This is a genomic window from Pseudomonas sp. NY15374, from assembly GCF_048068255.1.
GTDB lineage: Bacteria > Pseudomonadota > Gammaproteobacteria > Pseudomonadales > Pseudomonadaceae > Aquipseudomonas > Aquipseudomonas machongensis.
Genome location: NZ_JBLUPZ010000004.1, coordinates 1 through 25,624 on the forward strand (window position 1 = coordinate 1; position 25,624 = coordinate 25,624).

General features: G+C 63.9%; 17 protein-coding genes. 15 read left to right on the plus strand and 2 right to left on the minus strand.

The features are described 5' to 3' along the window. The coding region (locus ACNFHO_RS10900; RefSeq protein ID WP_416766243.1) for a retention module-containing protein at positions 1 to 4,326 on the minus strand (4,326 nt) is incomplete at its 3' end. 338 nt (positions 4,327 to 4,664) lie between these two features. Here ACNFHO_RS10900 and ACNFHO_RS10905 point away from each other — a divergent pair. From ACNFHO_RS10905 to ACNFHO_RS10935, 7 genes are all read left to right on the plus strand, one after another. After that, on the plus strand, positions 4,665 to 6,002 hold the full coding sequence (locus ACNFHO_RS10905; protein ID WP_063541776.1) for a TolC family outer membrane protein: 1,338 nt from the start codon (positions 4,665 to 4,667) through the stop codon (positions 6,000 to 6,002). 45 nt (positions 6,003 to 6,047) lie between these two features. Next, positions 6,048 to 8,204 (plus strand): type I secretion system permease/ATPase, encoded by a 2,157-nt coding sequence (locus tag ACNFHO_RS10910; protein WP_065862334.1) that lies wholly within the window; start codon positions 6,048 to 6,050, stop codon positions 8,202 to 8,204. Next, a complete protein-coding gene (locus ACNFHO_RS10915) occupies positions 8,194 to 9,570 on the plus strand; it encodes an HlyD family type I secretion periplasmic adaptor subunit (RefSeq protein ID WP_065862335.1) in 1,377 nt (458 codons plus the stop codon). Before ACNFHO_RS10910 ends, ACNFHO_RS10915 begins: the two co-directional genes overlap by 11 nt. A 215-nt stretch (positions 9,571 to 9,785) precedes the next feature. After that, positions 9,786 to 10,685: a TauD/TfdA dioxygenase family protein gene (locus ACNFHO_RS10920; RefSeq protein ID WP_063541772.1), complete on the plus strand. Its 900-nt coding sequence runs from the start codon at positions 9,786 to 9,788 to the stop codon at positions 10,683 to 10,685. An 18-nt stretch (positions 10,686 to 10,703) separates the two neighbouring features. After that, complete coding sequence (locus ACNFHO_RS10925) at positions 10,704 to 11,723, plus strand: ABC transporter substrate-binding protein (RefSeq protein ID WP_054895007.1); 1,020 nt, start codon at positions 10,704 to 10,706, stop codon at positions 11,721 to 11,723. A 6-nt stretch (positions 11,724 to 11,729) separates the two neighbouring features. Continuing rightward, positions 11,730 to 12,593, plus strand: a complete 864-nt coding sequence (locus tag ACNFHO_RS10930; protein WP_416766245.1) for an ABC transporter ATP-binding protein — start codon at positions 11,730 to 11,732, stop codon at positions 12,591 to 12,593. A 16-nt stretch (positions 12,594 to 12,609) separates the two neighbouring features. Next, positions 12,610 to 13,473 (plus strand): ABC transporter permease, encoded by an 864-nt coding sequence (locus tag ACNFHO_RS10935; RefSeq protein WP_054895005.1) that lies wholly within the window; start codon positions 12,610 to 12,612, stop codon positions 13,471 to 13,473. Between the two features lie 38 nt (positions 13,474 to 13,511). Here the strand turns inward: ACNFHO_RS10935 and ACNFHO_RS10940 are convergent, their stop codons facing one another. Then, positions 13,512 to 14,069, minus strand: a complete 558-nt coding sequence (locus ACNFHO_RS10940; RefSeq protein WP_054895004.1) for a WYL domain-containing protein — start codon at positions 14,067 to 14,069, stop codon at positions 13,512 to 13,514. 204 nt (positions 14,070 to 14,273) lie between these two features. Here ACNFHO_RS10940 and ACNFHO_RS10945 point away from each other — a divergent pair, with 204 nt between their 5' ends. The 8 genes from ACNFHO_RS10945 (at position 14,274) to gcvP (ending at position 25,577) form a co-directional block, all read left to right on the plus strand. Next, positions 14,274 to 15,086, plus strand: a complete 813-nt coding sequence (locus ACNFHO_RS10945; protein ID WP_416766247.1) for a tetratricopeptide repeat protein — start codon at positions 14,274 to 14,276, stop codon at positions 15,084 to 15,086. A 140-nt stretch (positions 15,087 to 15,226) separates the two neighbouring features. Then, complete coding sequence (locus tag ACNFHO_RS10950) at positions 15,227 to 15,670, plus strand: MarR family winged helix-turn-helix transcriptional regulator (RefSeq protein WP_063541766.1); 444 nt, start codon at positions 15,227 to 15,229, stop codon at positions 15,668 to 15,670. Continuing rightward, complete coding sequence (locus ACNFHO_RS10955) at positions 15,667 to 17,754, plus strand: FUSC family protein (RefSeq protein WP_416766249.1); 2,088 nt, start codon at positions 15,667 to 15,669, stop codon at positions 17,752 to 17,754. Before ACNFHO_RS10950 ends, ACNFHO_RS10955 begins: the two co-directional genes overlap by 4 nt. Next, positions 17,751 to 17,963, plus strand: a complete 213-nt coding sequence (locus ACNFHO_RS10960; protein WP_054895000.1) for a DUF1656 domain-containing protein — start codon at positions 17,751 to 17,753, stop codon at positions 17,961 to 17,963. Before ACNFHO_RS10955 ends, ACNFHO_RS10960 begins: the two co-directional genes overlap by 4 nt. Next, positions 17,960 to 18,835 carry an HlyD family secretion protein gene (locus tag ACNFHO_RS10965; RefSeq protein ID WP_063541762.1) on the plus strand — a complete coding sequence of 292 codons (876 nt, stop codon included), beginning with the start codon at positions 17,960 to 17,962 and terminating at the stop codon, positions 18,833 to 18,835. Before ACNFHO_RS10960 ends, ACNFHO_RS10965 begins: the two co-directional genes overlap by 4 nt. After that, positions 18,832 to 20,250 (plus strand): efflux transporter outer membrane subunit, encoded by a 1,419-nt coding sequence (locus ACNFHO_RS10970; RefSeq protein WP_416766251.1) that lies wholly within the window; start codon positions 18,832 to 18,834, stop codon positions 20,248 to 20,250. Before ACNFHO_RS10965 ends, ACNFHO_RS10970 begins: the two co-directional genes overlap by 4 nt. Before the next feature lie 360 nt (positions 20,251 to 20,610). Further along, positions 20,611 to 22,587, plus strand: a complete 1,977-nt coding sequence (locus tag ACNFHO_RS10975; RefSeq protein WP_416766253.1) for a methyl-accepting chemotaxis protein — start codon at positions 20,611 to 20,613, stop codon at positions 22,585 to 22,587. Between the two features lie 116 nt (positions 22,588 to 22,703). Beyond that, entirely contained in the window at positions 22,704 to 25,577 is a 2,874-nt protein-coding gene (gene gcvP / locus ACNFHO_RS10980) for an aminomethyl-transferring glycine dehydrogenase (RefSeq protein WP_416766255.1), read from the plus strand. Positions 25,578 to 25,624: the final 47 nt, after the last annotated feature.

Here is a 25,624-nt window from a genome sequence, read left to right on the forward strand (position 1 = left end):
CTCCAGGTTTTCGAAAGTCTTGCCTGGTACGGAAGCGTCGGAAATACCAACGGTCAGGGAGCCCGAGTCTTTGAAGACGTCATCGCCCTGAGCAGGAGCCTTGTACTCGACTTGGGTCTGGCCCGCAGCGATGGTGACCTTGTCGCCGTTGCTCAAGGTGACAGTCAGCGGACGATCCAGCGGCTGGTTCACTTTCACGGTGAACGACGGCTGCTGATCTTCAGTGACATTGCCATTGCTGACGATGGTGACGGAAACCTTGTCACCCTCGTTGCCAGTGCCCGGAGTACCAGTGCCTGGCTCATCGGTGACGTCGGTTTTCACTTCGCCCTGACCCAGAGTCAGTTTTTCGAAGTTATCGGCGCCAGTGACGGACTCCAGCTTGTTCACGATCGATGGCTGACCGCCAACGTATACGTCGTCCGGCGCATGGATGGTGATGGTGCCGGTGGCGCTGCCAGCCGGAACAGTCACTTTCGTGCCATCTGACAGAGTGAAGGTCAGACCGCCGTGGCCTTTGACGTCAAGGCCTTGGGCATTGCTCAGAGTAACGGTGTAAGTGATCTCACCGCCTTCGGAGACTGTGGTCTTGTCGGCGGTGAGGGTCGCGATCACTTCGCTTTCGGTGTCAGCAATCTGAACAGTGGCCGAACCACCGAGCTCGAGGTTTTCGAAGGTTTTGCCCGGAACACTGGCATCGGTGATGCCGACAGTCAGAGAGCCCGAGTCTTTGAAGACGTCGTCGCCCTGAGCAGGAGCCTTGTACTCGACTTGGGTCTGGCCCGCGGCGATGGTGACTTTGTCGCCGTTGCTCAGAGTGACTGTCAGCGGACGATCCAGCGGCTGGTTCACTTTGACAGTGAAGCTTGGCTGCTGGTCTTCGGTGACGTTGCCGTTGCTGACGATGGTGACGGAAACCTTGTCGCCTTCGTTGCCGGTGCCTGGAGTGCCAGTACCCGGCTCGTCGGTCACGGTAGTGGTGACGGTACCGTCACCGAGGTTCAGTTTCTCGAAGTTATCTGCACCCGTAACGCCTTCGAGTTTGTTGACGATCGAAGGTTGGCCGCCAACGTAGACATCGTCAGGAGCGTGAATGGTGATGGTGCCAGTGGCGCTGCCTGCTGGAACGGTAACTTTGGTGCCGTCGCTAAGCGTAAAGACCAACCCATTGTGGCCTTTGACGTCCAAGCCCTGAGCGTTGGTCAGCGTGACGGTATAGGTGATCTCGCCGCCTTCGGACACAGTGGTCTTGTCGGCAGTCAGGGTTGCGACAACCTCACTTTCGGTGTCAGCGATCTGCACGGTTGCCGAACCACCGAGCTCCAGGTTCTCGAAAGTCTTGCCTGGTACGGAAGCGTCGGCAATACCAACGGTCAGGGAGCCCGAGTCTTTGAAGACGTCATCGCCTTGAGCTGGGGCTTTGTACTCAACTTGGGTTTGACCCGCAGCGATGGTGACCTTGTCGCCGTTGCTCAAGGTGACAGTCAGCGGACGATCCAGCGGCTGGTTCACTTTGACAGTGAACGATGGTTGCTGGTCTTCGGTGACGTTGCCGTTGCTGACGATGGTGACGGAAACCTTGTCGCCTTCGTTGCCGGTGCCCGGAGTACCGGTACCCGGCTCGTCAGTCACCGTCGTGGTGACGGTGCCGTCACCCAGCGTCAGTTTCTCGAAGTTATCCGCGCCAGTAACACCTTCCAGCTTGTTCACGATCGACGGCTGGCCGCCAACATAAACGTCGTCAGGAGCGTTAATGGTGATGGTGCCGGTGGCGCTGCCCGCGGGAACGGTGACTTTTGTGCCGTCCGAAAGGGTAAATACCAGGCCGCCATGACCTTTGACGTCCAGGCCCTGGGCGTTGGTCAGAGTCACGGTGTAAGTGATCTCGCCGCCTTCGCTGACAGTGGTTTTGTCAGCAGTCAGGGTGGCGACAACTTCACTTTCGGTGTCAGCAATCTGAACAGTGGCGGAGCTTCCCAGCTCAAGGTTTTCGAAGGTTTTGCCCGGAACACTGGCATCGGTCACGCCAATGGTGAGCGAGCCAGAATCCTTGAAGACGTCATCGCCCTGGGCTGGCGCCTTGTACTCGACCTGAGTCTGGCCCGCCGCGATGGTGACCTTGTCGCCGTTGCTCAAGGTGACAGTCAGCGGACGATCCAGCGGCTGGTTCACTTTGACAGTGAAGCTTGGCTGCTGGTCTTCGGTGACGTTGCCGTTGCTGACGATGGTGACGGAAACCTTGTCACCTTCGTTGCCGGTGCCCGGAGTACCGGTACCCGGCTCGTCAGTCACCGTCGTGGTGACGGTGCCGTCACCCAGCGTCAGTTTCTCGAAGTTATCCGCACCAGTAACACCTTCCAGCTTGTTCACGATCGACGGCTGGCCGCCAACATAAACGTCGTCTGGAGCAGTGATAGTGACCGTACCGGTAGCACTGCCCGCCGGAATGGTGACCTTGGTGCCATCCGAAAGGGTGAAGGTCAGGCCGCCATGGCCAGTGACATCCAGGCCCTGACCATTGGTCAGGGTGACGGTGTAGGTGATCTGGCCGCCTTCGGACACGGTGGTCTTGTCGGCAGTCAGGGTCGCGACGACTTCGCTCTCGGTATCGCTGATCTGGACGGTGGCCGCACCGCCAAGCTTCAGATCCTCGAAAGTCTTGCCCGGTACGCTGGCGTCGGTCACGCCCAGGGTCACGGAGCCTGCGTCCTTGAATACGTCGTCACCCTGCGCCGGCAGGCTGTAGGTAGCCTGGGTCTGGCCAGCAGCAATGGTGACCTTGTCGCCATTGCTCAGGGTCACGGTCAGGTCGTGGTCGAGCTTCTGGCTGACTGAAACGGTGAAGGTCGGCTGCTGAGCTTCCGTCACGTTACCGTTGCTGGCAATGCTGACAGTCACAGTGTCGATGCTGTCGCTGACCACGGTCTGAGCCGGGGTCGGGTTCGGCACCAGATTCTCGAAGTTGCCGCCGGTGGTGCCGGTAATAGTGGTGCTGACCGTGCTGCCATTGACGAAGACATCATTGGCCGGGGTCTGGAAGTCGACCGAGCCACTGGTCTTGCCGGCTTCGACGGTGACGGTCTGGCCGTTGGACAGGGTGACGGTGACTGGCGTCTGTGCCGGGTTGGTCAAGGTCACGGTATAGGTGATCACGCCGCCTTCGGTGACGCTTGGCGAAGCAGTCAGGGTGGCGGTGGTGGTGTCGACCGAGTCGTTGATCACGGTCTGCGCCGGGGCCGGGTTCGGCACCAGGTTCTCGAAGTTGCCACCGGTGGCGCCGGTGATGGTGGTGCTGACCGTGCTGCCGTTGTTGTAGACGTCGTTGGGCGGGGTCTGGAAGTCGACCGAGCCGCTGGACTTGCCAGCCTCGACGGTGATTGTCTGGCCGTTGGACAGGGTGACGGTGACCGGCGTCTGTGCCGGGTTGGTCAGGGTCACGGTGTAGGTGATCACGCCGCCTTCGGTGACGCTTGGCGTCGCGGTCAAGGTGGCGGTGGTGGTGTCGATGGTGTCGGTGATCTGGGTCACCGCCGGGGTCGGGTTCGGGGTAATGACCAAGCCGTTGCCGCCGGTGGTGCCGGTAATGGTGGTGGAAATCTGGCCGCCATCGATGTAAGGCGTGTCGTTGGCCGGGATGTTGACGTTGACCGAGCCGCTGGTCTGGCCAGCCGGGATCACGATCACCGCGCCGTTGGACAGGGTGACGGTCAGGTTGCTCTGCGGCGCCTGGCCGACGGTGGCGGTATAGACGATGACGCCACCCGCTTCGCTGATCGAAGGGGTGGCGCTCAGGCTCAGGCCGGTTGGAATGGGATTGTTGTTGGTGGTGGTGTCGTTGTTGCTATCCAGCCCACCGACTTCTTCGTTTGCCAGGCCTGCGGCGAAGCCCAGGGGGCCGGTGGGGAACCCGATGCTCGGGTCGACCACGCCTGCGGTTTCTTCCAGCAGCACGAAGCTGTGACCACCACCGACCGAACCGCCACCTGCGGCAGCAGGGCCGGCAGCAGGCGCTTCCAGCTCGGTGGTCGGGTCGACACCGGAGGCAATGGCCTGTTGCAGCTCTTCGACCGAGGGCGCGGCCTGCGCGGTGGCCTGGGCCAGGTCGGTGCTGCTGTCGGGCGCATCGGCGCTCCATTGAGTGTCGCGGCCCAGGTCGAGCATGCGACCGTCGGCCAATTCCAGGGTCACGGCGCCGCCCGGGCCGGTAAGGACTTCCTCGCCTGCGAACAGGCGATCGCCTTCGATCAGCACGCGCTTGATGCCTTCCGGGGATACTGCGATGACTTGGCCAACAATGCTTTTGACGATGGCAACGACAGTGCTCATGGAAATCTCCGGGATGTGTCTCAATTGGCTTCCGGCCGGCGTGCGAACCTGCTTCCGCTGGAATGTTACAAAAATGATTTGACGCTTTTATTCGTCAAATTTCTGTCAATAATTTTCGGCTATTAAGTTTATGCCAAAGTATTGACCTTCGTCTCGCCATCCTAAACAATCGGCAAACTAATGTCACATTGATATTTGAGTAAAAACCTCTTCCTTTCGTATTAATTACGTACAGTCTCGCAAGCTCGCCAATCGTTGAGTTTAGGCCGCCATTTTCAGGGGCCAGACCCGCTTCGGCCGTGATTTGGGACAACAGCGCCACTTGGGAATCAGTAAAAATGCGTGCGTCACTTTTCACCGTTCTTCCTCTCGCCCTTGCAGCCTCCATTGCCCAAGCACAAACCCTGCCGCAAGCCATGCAACAGGCCTTGGACGTGCACCCGGAAATCCAGGCCGGGGTCAACGCCCGCACCGCCGCGGACTATCAACTGCGCGCCGCGCAGGGTGGTTACCTGCCGCGCGTCGACATGACCGCCGGCTACGGCCGCGAGGGCAGCGATTCGCCGAGTACGTCGCATCGCTGGGAGACCTTGAACCGGGGTGAGTCAAGTATCCGTCTCCGCCAAATGGTTTTTGACGGTTTTGCCACCTCCAGCGAAGTGGGCCGTCAGCAAGCCACGGTCAACGCTCGTGCCTACTCCCTGATGGGCACCTCCGAGCGCACCGCGCTGACCGTTGCCCAGGTCTATCTCGATGTCCTGTCGCGCCGCGAGATGGTGCGCCTGGCCGAAGACAACCTGCGCAACCACGAACGCATCCTCGACCAGATCAAGCTGCGCACCAGCCGTGGCGTCGGCCGTCTGGCCGACCTCGACCAGGCCGAAGCGCGCCTGGCGCAGGCGCGTAACAACCTGATCACCGAGCAGACCAACCTGGCCGATGCCAATACCAACTACCTGAGCGTGATCGGGCAAATGCCTGACGAACTGAGCGCGCCTGCGCCGTTCATCGACCTGCTGCCGGCCACCCTGGACGAGGCTCGTCACCAGATGGTCGAGAGCAGCCCGATCCTGCGCTCGGCAGAATCCGACATCGCTGCCGCCGAGAAGCAATACGAAGCGGCAAAGTCTAGTTTCTATCCGCGTTTTGATGCAGAGCTCGGACGGACGGCAGACAACAACCTCGACGGTTCGGTCGGCCACAACAATGAGTGGCAGGCCATGCTGCGCATGAACTTCAACCTTTACGCCGGTGGCAGCAACAAGGCCGACCTGGAATCGAAGTCGTATCTGGCCAACCAGGCGCTGGATATTCGCAACAACGCCTTGCGTCAGCTCAATGAGGAGTTAGGCTTGGCATGGAATGCTCTGGACAACGCCAACGCCCAGTTGCCGATCGCCCAGCAGTATGTCGATCACAGCACCCGGGTGCGCAGCGCCTACCAGCAGCAGTTCGGCCTGGGCGAGCGAACCCTGCTTGACCTGCTCGACAGCGAGAATGAAACCTTCACTGCGCAACGTCGTCTGGTAGAAGTGAAGAACACTCAGTTGTTTACTCAGTACCGAATCAAGGCGACCATTGGTCAACTGCTGAAGAGCCAGGGTGTCGTAGCCCCCATGGCGACCGTCGTACAGAACGACCTGAAGCCAAAGGTGAACCTGCCAGGCATGAACTGAAGGCGCACCTGTCCTATCCAACCGCAAGGATGAAGAGAGCGCCGCGTGGAATCTGAAGTCAGTCGAGTACAACTCAACCATGATCCACGCAGTCAGCATGACGATCCGCTACTGGACAGCCTGCTGACCCTGTGTGTCCTGCACCAGAAACCCGCCAGCCGGGCCATGCTCACCACCGGCCTGCCGCTGCCGGCGCAGCGCCTGAGCGTCGAGCTGCTGCCGCGTGCCGCAGCTCGCGCGGGTCTGCAGGGGCGCCTGCTGCAGCGCAAGCTCGAGCAGATCCCCAGCATCGCCATGCCGGCGATGCTGCTTCTTAAGGAAGGGCGCAGTGCTGTCCTGCTCGGCTGGGAAAATGAAGACACCGCACGCCTGTTGCTCAGCGAGAGCGACGGCGGGGAAGTGCTGGTCACCCGCGAGGCGCTGCTCAGCGACTACAGCGGCAAGGTGTTCTTCGCCCAGCCGCAGCACAAGTTCGACGTCAACCACGGCAACCTGATCCCGCGCGCGCGCTCCTGGTTCCGCGACACCCTGATGCGCAGCAAATGGCTGTACATCGACGCCATCGCCGCCAGCCTGGTGATCAACCTGATTGCCCTGGCGGCGCCGCTGTTCGTGATGAACGTCTATGACCGCGTGGTGCCCAACCAAGCCACCTCGACGCTGTGGGTGCTGGCAGTGGGCATCGCCGGTGCCTACGTCTTCGACCTCATCCTCAAGGGGCTGCGCAGCCTCTGTCTGGACCTTGCCGGCAAGAAGACCGACCTGATCATTTCCGCGACGCTGTTCGAGCGTATCGTCGGCATGTCGATGAAATACCGCCCCGCGCGGGTCGGCAGCTTTGCGCAGAACATCCACGAGTTCCAGGGGCTGCGCGACTTCCTCGCTTCGCTCACCCTCACCAGCCTGATCGACCTGCCGTTTACCCTGCTGATCCTGACGGTGATCGCCATCATCGGTGGGCACCTGGTATGGATCCCGATATTGGCCTTCCCGCTCGCCCTGGGCATCGGCTATGCCCTGCAGAAACCATTGATGGCGACGATGGAGCGCACCATGGCGCTGGCTTCCGAGCGCCAGTCCAGCCTCATCGAGACCCTTGCCGGGCTGGATGCGGTCAAGGTCAACAACGCCGAGAGCGAGCGCCAGTACATGTGGGAGCAGACCCTCGGCACCCTCAGCCGCCTCGAACTGCGGGTCAAGGTACTGTCGGGCCTGGCGATGAACATCACCATGCTGATCCAGCAGCTCGCCGGTGTGGCGATGATCTGCGTTGGCGTGTACCTGATCATCGACGGCAACCTCAGCATGGGCGGCCTGGTGGCCTGCTACATGCTCAGTGGTCGCGCGCTTGGCCCGCTGGGCCAGCTCAATGGTCTGCTGGCCCGCTACCAGCAGGCCAAGGTGACCATGGTCGCCACCGACCAGATGATGGAGCTGCCCCAGGAGCGCAATTTCGAAGAGCGTCCGCTGAGTCGCCAGGTGCTGCAGGGTGCGGTCGAGTTCCGTGGCGTCGAGTTCACCTATCCGAACCAGCAGAACCAGGCGCTCAAGGGCATCAACCTGGTCATTCGACCTGGCGAGAAGGTCGGCATCATCGGCCGCAGTGGTTCGGGCAAGAGCTCGCTGGCCAAGTTGATCGTCGGCCTGTATGAAGCCGACGGCGGCTCGCTGCTGGTCGATGGCGTCGATATCCGCCAGATCGACGTCAGCGAGTTGCGCCACAATATCGGCTATGTGCCCCAGGATATCCAGTTGCTGGCCGGGACCCTGCGCGACAACCTGGTCAGCGGCGCCCGCTACATCGAGGATGAGCTGATCCTGCAGGCTGCAGAGCTGGCCGGCGTGCATGAATTCGCCCGTCTTCACCCTGACGGCTATGAGCTGCAGGTTGGCGAGCGCGGCCAGAATCTCTCCGGCGGCCAGCGCCAGAACGTCGCCCTGGCCCGTGCCTTGCTGCTCAATCCGCAGATCCTGCTGCTCGACGAACCCACCAGCGCCATGGACAACACCGGCGAAGAACGCCTCAAGCAGCGCCTGGGTGCGGTGATCGAAGGCAAGACCGTGTTGCTGGTCACGCACCGGGCTTCGTTGCTGTCGCTGGTGGACCGGTTGATCGTCATCGATCGTGGACAGATCGTCGCGGATGGCCCGAAAGCCGCCGTCATGGAAGCGCTGAAGAAGGGGCAGATCAGTGTTGCATAAGCTGGATTTCGGGCGTTTCAAGGACAACCTGCGCCGCTATTTCAAGGGCTCCGAATCGCTGGCAGGCCAGCCGCTGCCAGAGGTCAACAAGGCGCTGATCGAGGATGCGCCGCGCATCGTGCGCCTGACCATCTGGGGCGTGATTGCCTTTTTCGTGTTCCTGATCGTCTGGGCCAGCGTTGCGCCCATCGATGAAGTGACGCGCGGCGAAGGCAAGGCTATTCCTTCGTCCAAGGTACAGAAGGTGCAGAACCTCGAGGGTGGCATCGTCGCGCAGATCTACGCGAAGGAAGGCGAGATCGTCGAAGTCGGCCAACCGCTGCTGCGTCTGGACGAAACCCGCTTCGCCTCCAACGTCGACGAGACCGAGGCCTCGCGCCTGGCCATGGCCCTGCGCGTGCAGCGCCTGAGCGCTGAGGTCGACGACACGCCGCTGCAGATCGATGAAGAACTGCGCAAGGCCGCGCCGAGCCAGGCTGCCAGCGAGCAGTCGCTGTACCAGAGCCGACGCCAGCAGTTGCATGACGAGATCAGTGGTCTGGAGCAGCAACTGGTGCAGAAGCAGCAGGAACTGCGCGAGTTCAACTCCAAGCGCGCCCAGTACGCCAACAGCCTGCAGTTGCTGCGCCAGGAAATCGCCATGTCCGAGCCGCTGGTGGCCCAGGGGGCGATCTCGCAGGTCGAGGTGCTGCGCCTGCGCCGTGCGGAAGTCGAGAACCGTGGCCAGATGGACTCTACCGCCCTGGCCATTCCCCGTGCCGAAGCGGCGATCAAGGAAGTGCAGAGCAAGATCGAGGAGACCCGCGGCAAGTTCCGCAGCGAGGCCCTCACCCAGCTCAACGAGGCTCGCACTGAGCTGAACAAGGCGACGGCCACCAGCAAGGCGCTGGATGACCGGGTCAACCGCACCATGGTCACATCGCCCGTGCGCGGTATCGTCAAGCAACTGCTGGTGAACACCATCGGCGGCGTGATCCAGCCGGGCAGCGACATCATCGAGATCGTGCCGCTGGACGACACGCTGGTGGTAGAGGCGAAGATCCTGCCCAAGGATATCGCCTTCCTGCACCCCGGCCAGGAAGCCACGGTGAAGTTCACTGCCTACGACTACACCATCTATGGCGGCATGAAGGCCAAGCTCGAACAGATCGGTGCCGACACCATCACCGACGAAGACAAGAAGACCACCTACTACCTGATCAAGCTGCGCACCGACAGAAGCCACCTGGGCTCTGACGAGAAGCCGCTGCTGATCATCCCCGGCATGGTCGCCACGGTGGATATCCTTACCGGCAAGAAGACCATCATGAGCTACCTGCTCAAGCCGATCATCAAGGCGCGTTCCGAGGCGTTGCGCGAGCGGTGATCCTGTGTGGGAGCGGCGCTCCTATAAGCCCGCTCCTGTATATGCATATTCGCTAAAGATATTTAAACTTCCATTCTTATGACTTTATAGTCACTCCCACTGCGTACCTGCCGACCAATCGGCGCGCCGCACGACTCGAACCCACACGGGAAATCCCCGTGCGTTTCTGAATCGATGCGCGCCCCTGAAAGTCGCGCACTGCGTGGGAGTGAACAATGTCAGCCGCCTCGAACGCCTTGTCGTCCATCGACAGCGCACAGCCGCAACGCTTCGAAATCCGCCCGTTCTCCGGTGCCGTGGGTGCCGAGATCATTGGGCTGGACCTGTCCCGGCCGGTCAACGCCGAAGATTTCAACCGTATTCATCGCGCCCACCTGGACCATCACGTCCTGGTGTTCCGCGACCAGCGCATCACCCCCGAACAGCAGATCGCCTTCAGCCGCCGTTTCGGCGTACTGCAGATCCATGTGCTCAAGCAGTTCCTGCTGGAAAACCATCCCGAGATTCTGATCGTTTCCAACATCATCGAAGACGGTCGCAACATTGGCCTGGGTGATGCCGGCAAGTTCTGGCATTCGGACCTCTCCTACAAAGAGCTGCCGAGCCTCGGCTCGATGCTGCACGCCCAGGAACTGCCCAGCGAGGGTGGCGACACCCTGTTCGCCGACATGCACAAGGCCTGGGACGCGGTGCCCGATGCGCTGCGCAAGGTGGTCGAGGGGCGCAGCGCTGCGCATTCCTATACCGCTCGTTATTCGGAAACCAAGTTCGAGGGCAACTGGCGCCCGACCCTGACCGCCGAGCAACTGGCCCAGGTCAACGAAGTCATCCACCCGGTGGTACGCACTCACCCGGAGAACGGCCGCAAGGCGCTGTTCGTCAGTGAGGGCTTCACCACTCGCATCGTCGGCCTGCCCGATGACGAAAGCCGCGATGTACTGCAGCAGCTCTACGCCCTGAGCGTGCTTGAGCAGAACATCTACCGCCACGCCTGGCAGCCCCACGACATGGTGTTCTGGGACAACCGTTCGCTGATCCACCTGGCTGCCGGCTGCCCCGCGCACCTGCGCCGCAAGCTCTACCGCACCACCATCCAGGGCGATGCCCCGTTCTGACGACTGAGGACTCTCATCATGCGTAAATCCATCAGCCGCCTGGCGGCCAGCATCGGCCTGGGCGCCAGCCTGATCGTAGGCGGCCTCGCGGCGCCGGCGGTGGCCCAGGCCGAAGGCAAGATCCGTATCGCCGAGCAGTTCGGCATCGTGTACCTGTTGCTCAACGTCGTTCGTGACCAGCAACTGATCGAGAAGCACGGCAAGGAGCAGGGCATCGACATTCAGGTCGACTGGGCGCAGCTTTCCGGGGGCGCGGCGATCAACGATGCGTTGCTGTCGGGCTCTGTGGACATCGCCGGCGCCGGCGTCGGGCCGTTGCTCACCGTCTGGGATCGCACCTACGGCCGGCAGAACGTCAAGGCCGTGGCCTCGCTGGGCAACTTCCCGTACTACCTGGTCAGCAGCAACCCCAATGTGAAGACCATCGCCGACATTTCCGAGAAGGACCGTATCGCCGTGCCGGCGGTGGGTGTTTCGGTACAGTCGCGCTTCCTGCAATACGCGGCGGCCAAGCAGTGGGGCGACAAGGAGTACAACCGCCTCGACAAGTACACCCTGGCCGTGCCGCATCCAGATGCCACAGCCGCGCTGCTGGCCGGCGGCACCGAACTCAACGGGCATTTCTCCAACCCACCGTTCCAGGACCAGGCGCTGGCCAACAAGAACGTGCACATCGTGCTCAACAGCTACGACCTGCTCGGCCCCAACTCGCCAACCCTGCTGTTCGCCACCGAGAAGTTCCGCAAGGACAACCCCAAGACCTACAAGGCGTTCGTCGATGCGCTCGCCGAAGCCGCCGACTTCGCCCAGAAAGACAAGGCCGCAGCCGCCGATACCTACATCCGCGTGACCAAGGCCAAGATCGATCGCAACGCGTTGATCAAGCTGATCGACAACCCGCAGTACGAGTTCACCATCACGCCGAAGAACACTTACCCACTGGCCGAATTCCTCTACCGGGTCGGCGCCATCAAGCACAAGCCCGAGTCGTGGAAGGACTACTTCTTCCAGGATGAGCGCCCATTGCAAGGGAGCTGATCGACCATGACCGCCCCATTGCCAGCCCACACAGCCAGCAACCTGAGCCGTGTCGACACCCTACCGCTGCTCAAGGTGGACAATCTCAGCCTCGAATACCGCACCGCGCAGCGCGTGGTGCGGGCCACTCACCAAGTCAGCTTCGAAGTCGATCGCGCCGACCGCTTCGTACTGTTGGGCCCGTCCGGGTGCGGCAAGTCGACCTTGCTCAAGGCCGTGGCCGGTTTCATCGAGCCGCGCGAAGGGCAGATCCTGTTGCAGGGCCAGCCGGTCAAGGGCCCAGGTCCTGACCGCATTGTCGTGTTCCAGGAGTTCGACCAGTTGCCGCCATGGAAGACGGTCAAGCAGAACGTCATGTTTCCGCTGCTGGTCTCTGGCCAACTCAAGCGCGCCGAGGCCGAGGCGCGGGCGCTGCACTATCTGGAGAAGGTCGGCCTGGCCGCTTTTGCCGATGCCTACCCGCACACCTTGTCTGGCGGCATGAAGGCGCGCGTGGCGATTGCCCGCGCGTTGGCCACGCAGCCGAAGGTGCTGCTGATGGACGAGCCCTTCGCGGCGCTCGACGCCCTGACCCGGCGCAAGATGCAGGAAGAATTGCTGCTGTTGTGGGAAGAGGTGCGCTTCACGCTGCTGTTCGTCACCCACTCTATCGAGGAGGCGCTGGTGGTGGGCAACCGCATCCTCTTGCTGTCGCCGCATCCGGGACGGGTACGGGCCGAGGTGCACAGCCACCAATACGATCTGGGCAGCCTGGGTGGCAGCGATTTCCAGGCCAGCGCCCGGCGTATCCATCGCCTGCTGTTCGACGAGGCCGGTGAGCCGGAGCAGGCCTCGGACCTGGGCTTCAACGATATCCGCATCGCTTACTGACAGGAGGAGCCTGCGCATGACGACCACACCTGCACGCCAGGAATACGAAGTGCCGCTGCAGCCCCTGCCAGGGCTTTCGCTGGAGCGTGATCTGCCGCTTGCCCAACGTCTGTGGCAACAGGCCTGGTTGCGCAAGACCGTGATTCTTGTGCTGCTCGCCTTGATCTGGGAGGCGGTGGCGCGCTACACCGCCAACGACCTGCTGCTGCCGACCTTTCTGCAAACGGCGGTGGCGTTCTGGGACGGGATGGTCAGTGGCGAGCTGCCGGCGAAAGTCGGGGTCTCGCTGGTGGTGCTGCTCAAGGGCTATGTGCTGGGGATCGTACTGGCCTTCGGTTTGACCAGCCTGGCGGTCTCGACCCAGTTCGGCCGCGACCTGCTGGGTACCCTGACCTCCATGTTCAACCCACTGCCGGCCATCGCACTGTTGCCGCTAGCCCTCTTGTGGTTTGGCCTGGGCGACAACAGCCTGATCTTCGTGCTGGTGCACTCGGTGCTCTGGGCACTGGCGCTCAACACCTACGCGGGCTTTCTCGGGGTGTCCGAGACCCTGCGCATGGCCGGGCGCAACTATGGCCTGCGTGGGTTGCGCCTGGTGCTGCACATCCTGGTGCCGGCGGCATTGCCGTCGATTCTCTCGGGTCTGAAGATCGGCTGGGCCTTCGCCTGGCGCACCCTGATCGCCGCCGAGCTGGTGTTCGGCGCCAGCAGCGGCAAGGGCGGGCTGGGCTGGTACATCTTCCAGAACCGCAACGAGCTGTATACCGACAAGGTGTTTGCCGGGTTGGCGGTGGTGATCCTGATTGGCTTGCTGGTGGAGGGCCTGGTGTTCAATACCCTCGAGCGGTTGACCGTACGGCGTTGGGGGATGCAGAGGTAGTTCCGCGCGCAAGCAGGTTGGGTGCCTGTTCCGCGTTATCAGGTCAGGTATCGGGCGGCCGCATTACTCAGCGTCTTGTGAATCTCATCTCTCAGCGCCTCCGGCTGCTCGACCACCACGGCCTCACCCTGGCCCAATACCCACCAGCGTAACGTCCAGCCGTCTTCTACTGTCGCCCGCAGTCGATGGCCATGGTGCAGCGCCGTCAACTGCATGTTCGCGCTCAACGGCACTTCTCGCAGCTGTCGCGCCAGCTGATCGCTGACCCACGCCTGCAGTTCCAGCCCCGTGCCCTGACGGGGCTGCTGCGGGTCGCCACGCAGGTAGTCCAGCAAGTCGAAATTGCCACGCGGCTCGCCCATGGCGCTGGCCGACCAATGCCAGCCGAATGGAATGCTCTTGTCATTGCGCTCCAGCGGGAAGATCAGCGACAGCTCGTTGAGGTCGCGCTCGACCGTACGCTTGCTGACATTGAAGCCGACATCGCGCAGGCGCCAGACCAGTTCGGCGCTGGTGACTCCCGGTGAGCGGCTGGGCAATTGACGCAGCAGCGCCCACTGGCGGCTGAGGGTGGCGCGGGTAGTGGCGAACGGCAAAGGGTAACGTCCTTGTCTAGGCTTGCGGCATTAGCATGGCGGGCACCGCGGCAGATGGCAATTCGCTACTTTGCGCTGAGATCGCGGAACCGCGATTTGGTTGCGTCGAGGTGAATCGTTCGCGACAGGTTTCGTCGTGTCGTCGCGCAGAATCGCCTCATCACAGTCGAGGTCGGAACTGTGGGACGTTCAATGAGGATGAACATGTCTGCTGCCAGCAATATCCATTCGCTGCTCGCCCGTCTCCTGCCCGAGCGCATCGTGCCTGCGCCAGCCATTCCCCGGCGACACCTGCGCCTGTTCGCTGGCGTCGGCATGCCCACCCAGTGGGCGGTGCTGGGTGAGCGCTCTGCGCTGGTGAGCCGTCTGGACGAGGCAGTGGATGTGCAGGCGATCTACACCGACCTGCGGCGCCAGGCACTGGAGGGCAATGCCGCGGTGCTCAACGACCTGGGCTGGATCTGGCTCAATGGCCGCTACTGGCGCGCCGACACGGCGCTGGCCAGCCATCTGCTGCGCATGGCCGCGCTGCAGGGCAACGCCGCGGCCTGGTTCAACCTGGGGCAACAGCACTATTTCGGCAAGGGTGTGACGGTGTGCTATGCCACCGCCGCGGAGCATTACCGGCATGCTTTCGAACGTGGCCTGTCGCACGCTGCTGCGGCCCTGGGCGACCTGTACGAGGAAGAAGTCTGCGATGCCGATCAGGACTGGGAGGTAAACCCGGCCGAGGCATACCAGTGGTTCCTGCGCGGGGCCCAGCGTGGCGAGGCACGTTGCCGGTTCGAGGTGGGCTACCGGCTGTTGCATGGGCTGCATGTCGAGTCGGATACGCGGGCGGCGCTGTACTGGCTGGAGCTTGCCGCGGGGGCGGGGGTGATGCAGGCGGCCGAGGAGCTGGCGGTGCATTTCAGTCGCAGCGATGAAGGACGCTACCTGGAGTGGCGGGACCAGGCGATCGCGCTGGGCAGCACCCTGGCCTTGACCATGAAGCTGGAGGACCAGGTTCAGCCTTGAGTCCGGTGGGATGGTGGTGAGGCCTTCGCGGGCAAGCCCGCTCCCACGAACACACTGTTCATCGCCCCCGGTTGACGAAGGGGGGAGGGCTGGGCGTATATTGATAGTTAGCAAACTATGAATATCCTCGGTTCTTCCACATGACACTCGACGCACTGCACCTGAAAGTCAGCAGCGGCATGGTCGTTGCCGGTCGCCACTGGCGGCGCATCTGCCATGCGGCACTGACCGGCTATGGCATCTCCGAAGCCTGTGCGGTGCCGTTGCTGATGATCGTGCGCCTGGGCGATGGTGTGCACCAGGTGGCCGTGGCCCAGGCCGCGGGCCTGGAAAGCCCGTCGCTGGTGCGTCTGCTCGACCAACTGTGCAAGGCCGGGCTGGTGTGCCGCACCGAGGATCCGCTCGACCGACGTGCCAAGGCGCTGAGCCTGACCGCCGAAGGCCGCACCCTGGCCGAATCCATCGAGCGCGAGCTGGTACGTCTGCGCCGCGAGGTGCTGCACGGTATCTCGGCCGCCGACCTGGAAGCCACCCTGCGGGTCATCCACGCCTTCGAAGTCGCTGCACAGGGGGCGCCGGTGTGAACGGCTTCTTCAGTTCGGTACCGCCGGCGCGCGACTGGTTCTACGGCGTGCGTACCTTCGCCGCGTCGATGATTGCCCTGTACATCGCCTTGCTGATGCAACTGCCGCGCCCCTACTGGGCGATGGCCACGGTCTACATCGTGTCCAGCCCCTTCGTCGGCCCCACCAGTTCCAAGGCCTTGTACCGCGCAGTCGGCACGCTGCTCGGTGCTGGCGGCGCGGTGCTGCTGGTGCCGCCGCTGGTGCAGTCACCGTTGTTGCTGAGCATCGCCATCGCCCTGTGGACCGGCACCTTGCTGTTCCTCTCGCTGAACCTGCGCACGGCCAACAACTACATGCTGATGCTGGCCGGCTACACCTTGCCGATGATCGCCCTGGCCGTGGTCGACAACCCGCTCGCGGTGTTCGATGTCGCCTCGTCGCGGGCGCAGGAAATCTGCCTTGGCATCGTCTGCGCCGCGGTGGTGGGTGCGATCTTCTGGCCGCGTCGCCTGGCGCCGGTGGTGGTGGGCGCCACGGGCACCTGGTTTGGCGAGGCGATCCGCTACAGCGATCTGTACCTGAGCCGAGACACTGACGCCGGAAAGGTCGCGGGCCTGCGCGGCTCGATGGTTGCCACTTTCAACAGCCTGGAGCTGATGATCGGCCAGCTCGGCCACGAAGGCGCCGGCCCGCACACCGTGAAGAACGCCCGGGAACTGCGCGGCCGCATGATCCACCTGCTGCCGGTGATCGATGCCCTTGATGATGCGCTGGTCGCGCTCGAAGGTCGCGCGCCGGAGCAGTTCGCACAAGTCCAGCCGCTGCTGGCATCGGCCCGAGAGTGGCTCAAGGGCACCGCCGACAGCGCTTCGGTCGCGCGCTGGACCGCGCTGCACGAGCAGATCGCCCGCCTGCAACCGCACGCCGATGCGCTCGATCAGCGCCATGCCCTGCTGCTGTCCAACGCCCTCTACCGCCTCAGCGAATGGCTCGATCTCTGGCAGGATTGCTGCACCCTGCAGCATGCCCTGCGCCTGGACGATACCAAGCCCTGGCGTGCGGTCTACCGTCATTGGCGGCTGGGCCGCCTGACGCCATTCTTCGATCGCGGCCTTATGCTGTATTCGGTGTTCTCCACCGTCACCGCGATCGTCGTCGCCTGTGGCCTGTGGATCGGCCTGGGATGGAACGACGGCGCCAGTGCCGTGATCCTCGCCGCCGTGGCCTGCAGCTTCTTTGCGGCGATGGATGATCCGGCGCCGCAGATCTACCGCTTTTTCTTCTGGACGCTGATGTCGGTGATCTTCTCCAGCGTCTACCTGTTCCTGGTGCTGCCGAACCTGCACGACTTCCCGATGCTGGTGCTGGCATTCGCCGTACCCTTCATCGTGGTCGGCACCCTCACCGTGCAGCCGCGTTTCTACCTCGGCACCCTGCTGACCATCGTCAACACCTCGACCTTCATCAGCATCCAGGGCGCCTACGACGCCGACTTCTTCACCTTCCTCAATGCCAACCTGGCAGGCCCGGTCGGGCTGCTGTTTGCCTTCATCTGGACCCTGGTGGTGCGCCCGTTCGGTGTGGAGCTGGCCGCCAAGCGCATGACCCGCTTCACCTGGCGCGACATCGTCGAGATGACCGAGCCTGCGACCTTGGCTGAACAGCGCAAGGTCGGTGTGCAGATGCTCGACCGCCTGATGCAGCATCTGCCGCGCCTGTCGCAGACCGGCCAGGACAGCGGCGTTGCCCTGCGCGACCTGCGTGTGGGCCTGAACCTGCTCGACCTGCTGGCCTACATGCCGCGTGTCGGCCAGCAGGCCCGCCAGCGCTTGCAGACGGTCATCGAGGAAGTCGGCGGTCACTACTCGAGCTGCCTGCGCGCCGGCGAGCGCCTGCACGCACCTGCAGCGCTGCTGCGCAACATGGAGCGGGCACGCCTGGCGTTGGCACTGGACGAGCTGAACGAGCGCGGCGAGCCCCGCGTTCACCTGCTGCATGCCCTGGCCGGCTTGCGTCTAGCGCTGTTGCCGGGCGTCGAGGTGATGCTCGAGCCGGTCGAACAACCGCAACTGCCACCTGGAATCGACGGAGCGCCGCTGTGATCGGTGAACTGGATATCAGCGGGGTGTTCCTGCCCACGCTGCTGGTGATGATGTTTGCCACCTACCTGCTGTTCCTGGGCGTGCACGCTGTGCTGGTGCGCCTGCATTTCTACCGCCTGGTCTGGCACCGGGCGTTGTTCAACGTTGCTCTCTACGCCGTACTGCTGGGTGCGGTGGATCACTTTTGCCGAAGCCTGATGCTGCCATGAAAAAACCGTTGTTGACCTTGGGCCGTGTGGTCCTGACATTGCTGGTGGTGACCTTCGCGGCCGTGCTGGTCTGGCAGATGGTCGTGTATTACATGTTCGCGCCCTGGACCCGCGACGGCCATATCCGCGCCGACGTGATCCAGATCGCCCCGGATGTGTCCGGGCTGATCCAGAAGGTGGAGGTGCGCGACAACCAGGTGGTCAAGCGTGGTGACGTGCTGTTCACCATCGATCAGGACCGCTTTGGTCTGGCCTTGCGCCAGGCCCGGGCGACCCTGGCCGAGCGCGAGGAAACCCTGGCCCAGGCCGCCCGCGAAACCCGGCGCAATCGCAAGCTGGGCAACCTGGTGGCGGCCGAGCAGCTCGAAGAGAGCCAGTCGCGCGAGGCTCGTGCCCGCTCGGCGGTGAGCGAGGCGCAGGTGGCGGTCGATACCGCCCAGCTCAACCTCGACCGTTCGGTGGTGCGCAGCCCGGTGGACGGCTACCTCAACGACCGCGCTCCGCGGGCCCATGAGTTCGTCACTGCGGGCCGACCGGTGCTGTCGGTGGTCGACAGCGCCTCGTACCATGTCGATGGCTACTTCGAGGAAACCAAGCTCAGTGGCATCCATGTTGGTGATGCCGTGGACATCCGCGTGATGGGCGATGACACACGCCTGCGCGGCCATGTCGAAAGCCTGTCGGCAGGGATCGAGGACCGTGACCGCGTCAGTGGTGCCAATCTGCTGCCCAACGTCAACCCGGCGTTCAGCTGGGTGCGCCTGGCCCAGCGGATCCCGGTGCGGATCGCCTTCGATGAGGTGCCGGCAGATTTCCGCATGATCGCCGGGCGTACCGCCACGGTGTCGATCATCGAGGGCCAGCGGCCATGAAACGCCTGATGCTTGCAGGGCTGGCGCTGTCGCTGGGGGCCTGCGCCATGGTCGGTCCCGATTACCAGGTACCCGAGGATGCCGCGGTGCAGCGCAGCGACCTGAACGGCCCGTTGCGCCAGGATGCCGCGAGCGTGGTGTCGGCGCCGGTGCCGGATGACTGGTGGCAGTTGTACCAGGACCCGCGTCTCAATGCGCTGGTGCGCCAGGCGTTGAGCGCCAATACCGAGCTGCGCGTGGCGGCGGCGAACATCGCCAAGGCTCGCGCACAGGTCGAGGTCGCCGAGTCGCAGGGGGGCTTCAGCGGCGGCGCGAAGGCCGGCGCCCAGCGCCTGCAGGAGTCTGGCGAAGCTTTCCTGCTGCCGGAAAAAGTCCCGGTGGCCAACATCGGCGAGGCGATCCTCAGCGCCTCGTACCAGTTCGACCTGTGGGGTACCTTCAAGCGCGGCACCGAAGCTGCCAAGGCCAATGCCGACGCGGTGCAGGCCGCCGCCGACACCGCGCGCATCACCCTGGTGGCCGATGTGGTCAAGGCCTACACCCAGGTGTGCTCGGCCAATGAGGAATACCACATCGCCCGCGAATCGCTCGACCTGCAGCAGCAAAGCGTGCAGTTGAACCAGCGCCTGCGTGATGCTGGCCGTGGCGACGAGACCCTCGTTACCCGCTCGCAAACCCAGTTCAAGTCGTTGCGCGCCGAGTTGCCGCGCTTCAAGGCCGAGCGCGAGGCCGGGCTCTATACCCTCGCCGCATTGCTGGCCAAACCGGTCGACCAGTTGCCGCCGGGCACCGCCGAGTGCGCCGAGCTGCCGCATCTGGCCCAACTGATTCCGGTGGGCGATGGCGCGGCGCTGCTCAAGCGCCGTCCCGACGTGCGTCAGGCCGAGCGCCAACTGGCGGCTGCCACTGCGACCATTGGCGTGGCCACCGGCGCCCTGTATCCGAACATCAGCATTGGCGCCCAGGTCGGCACCATCGGCATTCTTGAAAACCTCGGCGAGCCTTCGACCAACCGCTGGGGCTTTGGCCCGCAGATCAGCTGGGCCATCCCCACCAACGGCACCCGTGCCCGGATTCGCGAAGCCGAAGCCTCGACCCAGGCCGCGCTGGCGCATTTCGATGGCGTGGTGCTCAACGCCATCCGCGAAACCCAGACCCGCCTGGCGCAGTACAGCGCCTTGCTGGACCGTCGCGATGCACTGGCCGATGCCGAGCGCTCGGCGCGGGAAGCGGCCGACCAGACCCATCGCCGCTATGAGGCCGGGCGTGAGTCATTCCTTGCCGACCTGCAGGCGACCCGCGCCTATACCGACGTGCGTGCGCAATTGGCGGCGGCCAATACCCAGGTGGCGATGGGGCAGATTGGTGTGTTCCTGGCCTTGGGTGGCGGCTGGAAGGCGACAGCGGTGCAGTGAGTGGCACCGCGTCGTGGTATTCGTGGGCCTGTAGGAGCGGGCTTGTCCCGCGAACACGGGCGTAGCCCGTGCCAGGCAGCGCGGTGTCTTTTTCGCGGGTAAATCGGAGCGCCGAACCGCCGCCCCACAAGGTCTGCGCTATCTCTGGAGCGGGCTTGCCCGCGAAGCAGACGCCCCCATTCCACGAGCAAACCGCGTAGAAAACGTTTGCGTATTTCCCGGTCCGACACTCAAGTATTCCTCCGCGACGCCGATCTACTAGCACCAGCGTCCCGGAAGAGGGCGCGATTTCCCGTTCAATAATAAAGCGGGTGGTCAGCGTGATCAGGATGATCCCGGCCTCTTGCCAGGAGCTTCGCCATGTCTCGACCCCGTGCCCGGATTGCCTCGCAACTCGGCGTCGCCCTCGCCATCGTGCTGGCGCTGGTGATCACCGGCAGTACCCTGTTCGCCCTGCGCTCGCTGGACGACGCCAACCTCGCCACCCGCCAGCAACACCTGGCCAGTGAAGCGCGGCTGCTGGCCGACCAGCTCGACACCTTCCACGGCTCGCTCAAGGACAACACCCAGCGCTTGAGTGGCCTGTTCGAGCGCCGCTTCGCCTCGGGCCTGTCGCTGCATGCCGGCGAGACCGTGCAGGTGGCCGGCCAGGCCACGCCTGCCCTGTACCTGGGCGATCAGCTGATGAACAACGACTTTCGGGTAGTCGATGAATTCCAGCAGATGACCGCCGGCATCGCGACGCTGTTCGTGCGCAGCGGCGACGACTTCGTGCGCATCACCACCAACCTCAAGAAACAGGACGGGAGCCGGGCCATTGGCACCCAGCTGGACCGCCAGCACCCGGCCTACAGCAAGCTGCTCGCCGGGCAGATGTATGTAGGGCGTGCGGTGCTGTTCGACCGTAACTACATGACCCGTTACGTGCCGGTGAGCGATGCCAGCGGCCGGGTGATCGCCGTGCTGTTCGTCGGTTTCGACTACACCGATGCGCAGAACGCGCAGTTCGCCAATCTCAAGCGCTTCCGCATCGGCCAGACCGGCTCGCTGGCGCTGCTCGACAACCAGGGCCAGTGGCTGGTGCCGCCTGCCGGCGTGGCCGATGCGCAGGCTGCGGTTGCCGCTGTGGCCGGCCTGGGCGACAAAGGCCGCTTCTGGACCAACGGCCAGCAGCAACTGTTCAGCGTGGTCGAGCCCTTTGCCGAGGGCCCGTGGACCGTGGTGGCGAGCATGCCCGAGGCGGAAATTCGCGACGTGACCTGGAGTGTCGGCCTACGCCTGGCGATCGGCAGCCTGCTGGCGATGGTCCTGGCCGTGCTCGCCACGCTCTGGCTGCTGCGGCGCAAGCTTCGCCCACTGGACGACCTGGTGCGCCAGGCCGAAGCCCTGGGCGCGGGTGACCTCAGTGCACGCCTGGCGGTGACCAGCGAAGACGAGATCGGCCAGTTGGCGCGCAGCTTCAACCAGATGGGGGATGCCCTGGCGACCATGGTCGAGCACATTCGCAGTGCTTCCGAGCAGGTCAGCGCGCGCTCGCGCTCCCTGGCCGGGCTTTCGTCCGGTGCCTGCGAGGGCATGGAGCAGCAGTCAGGCGAGATCACCAGCATGGCTGGCGCCGTCGAGGAGTTCAGCGCCACCTCGATGAACATCGCCGAGAACATGGCCGGCACCGAGCGCATGGCCCAGGACAATGCCCAGCAGACGCGCATCGGCCGCAGCGCCATGGACCAGGCCTCCGTCTCGCTCAAGCAGATCGCCGAAGCGCTGGGTGGCACCGCCACAGTGATGGACAGCCTGGGCGCGCGTTCGCAGGAAATCGGCGGCATCGTCGGGGTCATCACCGCGATTGCCGAGCAGACCAACCTGCTGGCGCTCAACGCCGCCATCGAGGCGGCCCGCGCTGGCGAGCAGGGCCGTGGCTTCGCCGTGGTTGCCGACGAAGTACGTGGCCTGGCCGCGCGAACCCGCCAGGCCACCGATGAAATTTCCGGAATGATCGCCAGTATCCAGCAGCAGACCGGGCACGCGATCAGCACCCTGGAGCAGGGCAATCGCCTGATGCAGGAAGGCTTGGAACGCAACGAAAAGGTCGCCGAGGCACTGGCGCGCATCGACGAGCAGAGCCGCGCGGCGGGCGAGCAGTTCACCGCCATCAGCACTGCGACCCAGGAGCAGAGCAGCACCGCGAACTTGCTCAGCCGTAACCTGCAGAGCATCGCCCAGGCCAACAGCGAGCAGCACGACGTAGCCAATGAGCTGGCGGCCACGGCCAAGGAGCTCGAGGGCCTGGCCGGGCAGTTGCGCCAGGAAGTGGATCGCTTCCGGGTAGAGGGGTGATCTGATCTGAACAGGGCTGCAATGCAGCCCTGTACGCAAGTTTTTCCGCACTGTCGTCGATCCCTTCCTAGACTTGTAAGTCTCCACGAGAACTGGTCCAGGAAGAGAAGATCGCCATGTCCCAGTCGCCATCCCTGCTGCAACTGCAAGTACCCAACCCTTTTCTGCAGCGTCATCTGGGCCCGGATGCCCGCGAACAGAGCGCCATGCTCGCGGCCCTGGGGGTCGCCAGTCGCGATGCCCTGATCGAGCAGACCGTCCCGCCAGGTATCCGTTTCGGTCGCCCGCTTGACCTGCCCCCGGCCCTCGACGAGCAGGCAGCCCTGGCCAGACTGGCCGGATACGCCGGGCAGAACCAGGTGTGGACCAGCCTGATCGGCATGGGCTATCACGGTACCGTCACGCCAACCGTCATCCTGCGCAACGTGCTGGAAAACCCCGGCTGGTACACCGCCTACACACCGTATCAGCCGGAGATAGCCCAAGGCCGCCTCGAGGCGCTGCTCAATTTCCAGCAGATGATCATCGACCTCAGCGGCCTGCCGCTGGCCAACGCCTCGCTGCTCGATGAGGCGACGGCCGCCGCCGAGGCCATGGCCTTGGCCAAGCGGGTCGCACGCAGCAAGAGCAATGCGTTCTTCGCCGACGAACACTGCCACCCCCAGACGCTCTCGGTCTTGCGAACCCGTGCCGAAGGTTTCGGCTTCGAGCTGATCGTCGATTCGCTGGAGAACCTGGGCAAGCATCAAGTATTCGGTGCGCTGCTGCAGTACCCCGACACCCATGGCGAGGTCCGCGACCTGCGGCCGTTGATCGAGCAGTTGCATGGCCAGCAGGCGCTGGCCTGCGTTGCCGCCGACCTGTTGAGCCTGGTGGTGCTGACGCCGCCTGGCGAAACCGGGGCCGACGTAGTGCTCGGCTCGAGCCAGCGCTTCGGTGTGCCGATGGGCTATGGCGGACCTCATGCGGCGTATTTCGCCTGCCGTGACGACTACAAGCGGGCGATGCCCGGACGCATCATCGGCGTGTCCCGCGATGCCCGCGGCAACACCGCCCTGCGCATGGCCCTGCAGACCCGCGAGCAACACATCCGCCGCGAGAAGGCCAATTCCAACATCTGTACCGCCCAGGTACTGCTGGCCAATATCGCCGGTTTCTACGCCGTCTACCATGGCCCCGAAGGCCTGCGGCGCATTGCCCAGCGTGTGCAGCGCCTGACCCAGATCCTGGCGGCCGGGCTGCAGTCCAAGGGCATCAAGCGCCTCAATCAGCACTTCTTCGACACCCTCACCCTCGACGTTGGCGGCACCCAGGCCGCGATCATCGAAAGTGCCGAAGAAGCACGCATCAACCTGCGCATTGTAGGGCGCGGGCATCTGGGCGTGAGCCTGGACGAGACCTGTGACGAAGCGACGGTGCTCAAACTGTTCGACATCTTCCTCGGTGTCGACCACGGGCTGGATGTCGCCACCCTCGATCAGCAGCCCCTGCCCCCGGCAGTGCCGGACACTCTGCTACGCAGCACGCCGCTGCTCGAACATCCGGTGTTCAACCTGCACCACAGCGAAACCGAGATGCTGCGTTACCTCAAGCAGCTGGAGAACAAGGACCTGGCGCTGAACCAGTCGATGATTCCGCTGGGCTCGTGCACCATGAAACTCAACGCCACCAGCGAAATGATTCCCATCACCTGGCCTGGCTTTGCCCTGCTGCATCCCTTTGCACCGGCTGCACAGGTGCAGGGCTACAAGGCGATGATCGACGAGCTGGAGGGCTGGCTGTGCGCGATCACCGGTTTCGATGCGATCTGCATGCAGCCCAACTCCGGCGCCCAGGGTGAATATGCCGGGCTGATGGCCATCACCCGCTATCACCGCAGCCGCCATCAACCCCAGCGCACCCTGTGCCTGATTCCGTCGTCGGCCCACGGCACCAACCCGGCCTCGGCGCAGATGGCGGGCATGGAGGTGGTGATCGTCGACTGCGACGAGGCGGGCAACGTCGACCTCGATGATCTCAAGGCCAAGGCGCGCCAAGCCGGGGATCGATTGTCGTGCCTGATGATCACCTACCCCTCGACCCATGGGGTGTACGAGGAGGGCATTCGCGAAATCTGCGAGGTGGTCCATCAACAGGGCGGGCAGGTGTACATGGACGGCGCCAACCTCAACGCCCAGGTGGGCCTGGCGCGTCCGGCGGATATCGGTGCCGACGTCTCGCACATGAACCTGCACAAGACCTTCTGCATCCCCCACGGCGGTGGTGGGCCGGGCATGGGGCCGATCGGGGTGCGCGCACACCTGAAGCCCTTCGTCGCCAGCCATCCGGTGGTGCCGGTACCGGGCCTTGACCCGAACAACAGCGCCGTCAGCGCAGCGCCCTGGGGCAGTGCCAGTATCTTGCCGATCAGCTGGATGTACATCGCCCTGATGGGGCCACAGCTGGCCGATGCCAGCGAGGTGGCGATCCTCAGCGCCAACTACCTGGCCAACCGCCTGGCGGAGGCCTTTCCGGTGCTCTATCGCGGGCGTAACCAGCGCGTAGCCCATGAATGCATCCTCGACCTGCGTCCGCTCAAGGCGCAGACCGGGATCACCGAGGAGGACGTGGCGAAGCGCCTGATGGACTATGGCTTCCACGCGCCGACCATGTCGTTCCCGGTGCCGGGCACGCTGATGGTCGAGCCGACCGAGAGTGAGTCGAAGGCGGAACTGGATCGCTTTGTCGAGGCGATGCTGGCGATCCGTGACGAGATTGCCCAGGTGCAGGAGGGGAATTGGCCAGCGGAGGACAACCCGCTCAAGCATGCGCCGCACACGCTGGCCGATGTGCTGGCACCCTGGAATCGGCCTTATAGCCTGGAGCAGGCGGTCGCGCCCAGTGCGCATGTGCGCTTGCACAAGTACTGGCCGGCGGTGAATCGGGTGGACAACGTGTACGGCGATCGCAATCTGTTCTGTGCTTGCGTGCCGGTGGACGCGTATCGCTGAATCCGGGCCTGCTGTGGAGGCGGTGCTGCGCGGGTCTGCTCGCGCAG

Bases quoted from the DNA above. Each gene is read 5' to 3' on its own strand.
- ACNFHO_RS10905 (WP_063541776.1), top strand. From the start codon at position 4,665: ATGCGTGCGTCACTTTTCACCGTTCTTCCTCTCGCCCTTGCAGCCTCC.
- ACNFHO_RS10920 (WP_063541772.1), top strand. From the start codon at position 9,786: ATGTCAGCCGCCTCGAACGCCTTGTCGTCCATCGACAGCGCACAGCCG.
- ACNFHO_RS10925 (WP_054895007.1), top strand. From the start codon at position 10,704: ATGCGTAAATCCATCAGCCGCCTGGCGGCCAGCATCGGCCTGGGCGCC.
- ACNFHO_RS10930 (WP_416766245.1), top strand. From the start codon at position 11,730: ATGACCGCCCCATTGCCAGCCCACACAGCCAGCAACCTGAGCCGTGTC.
- ACNFHO_RS10935 (WP_054895005.1), top strand. From the start codon at position 12,610: ATGACGACCACACCTGCACGCCAGGAATACGAAGTGCCGCTGCAGCCC.
- ACNFHO_RS10945 (WP_416766247.1), top strand. From the start codon at position 14,274: ATGTCTGCTGCCAGCAATATCCATTCGCTGCTCGCCCGTCTCCTGCCC.
- ACNFHO_RS10950 (WP_063541766.1), top strand. From the start codon at position 15,227: ATGACACTCGACGCACTGCACCTGAAAGTCAGCAGCGGCATGGTCGTT.
- ACNFHO_RS10965 (WP_063541762.1), top strand. From the start codon at position 17,960: ATGAAAAAACCGTTGTTGACCTTGGGCCGTGTGGTCCTGACATTGCTG.
- ACNFHO_RS10970 (WP_416766251.1), top strand. From the start codon at position 18,832: ATGAAACGCCTGATGCTTGCAGGGCTGGCGCTGTCGCTGGGGGCCTGC.
- ACNFHO_RS10975 (WP_416766253.1), top strand. From the start codon at position 20,611: ATGTCTCGACCCCGTGCCCGGATTGCCTCGCAACTCGGCGTCGCCCTC.
- gcvP (WP_416766255.1), top strand. From the start codon at position 22,704: ATGTCCCAGTCGCCATCCCTGCTGCAACTGCAAGTACCCAACCCTTTT.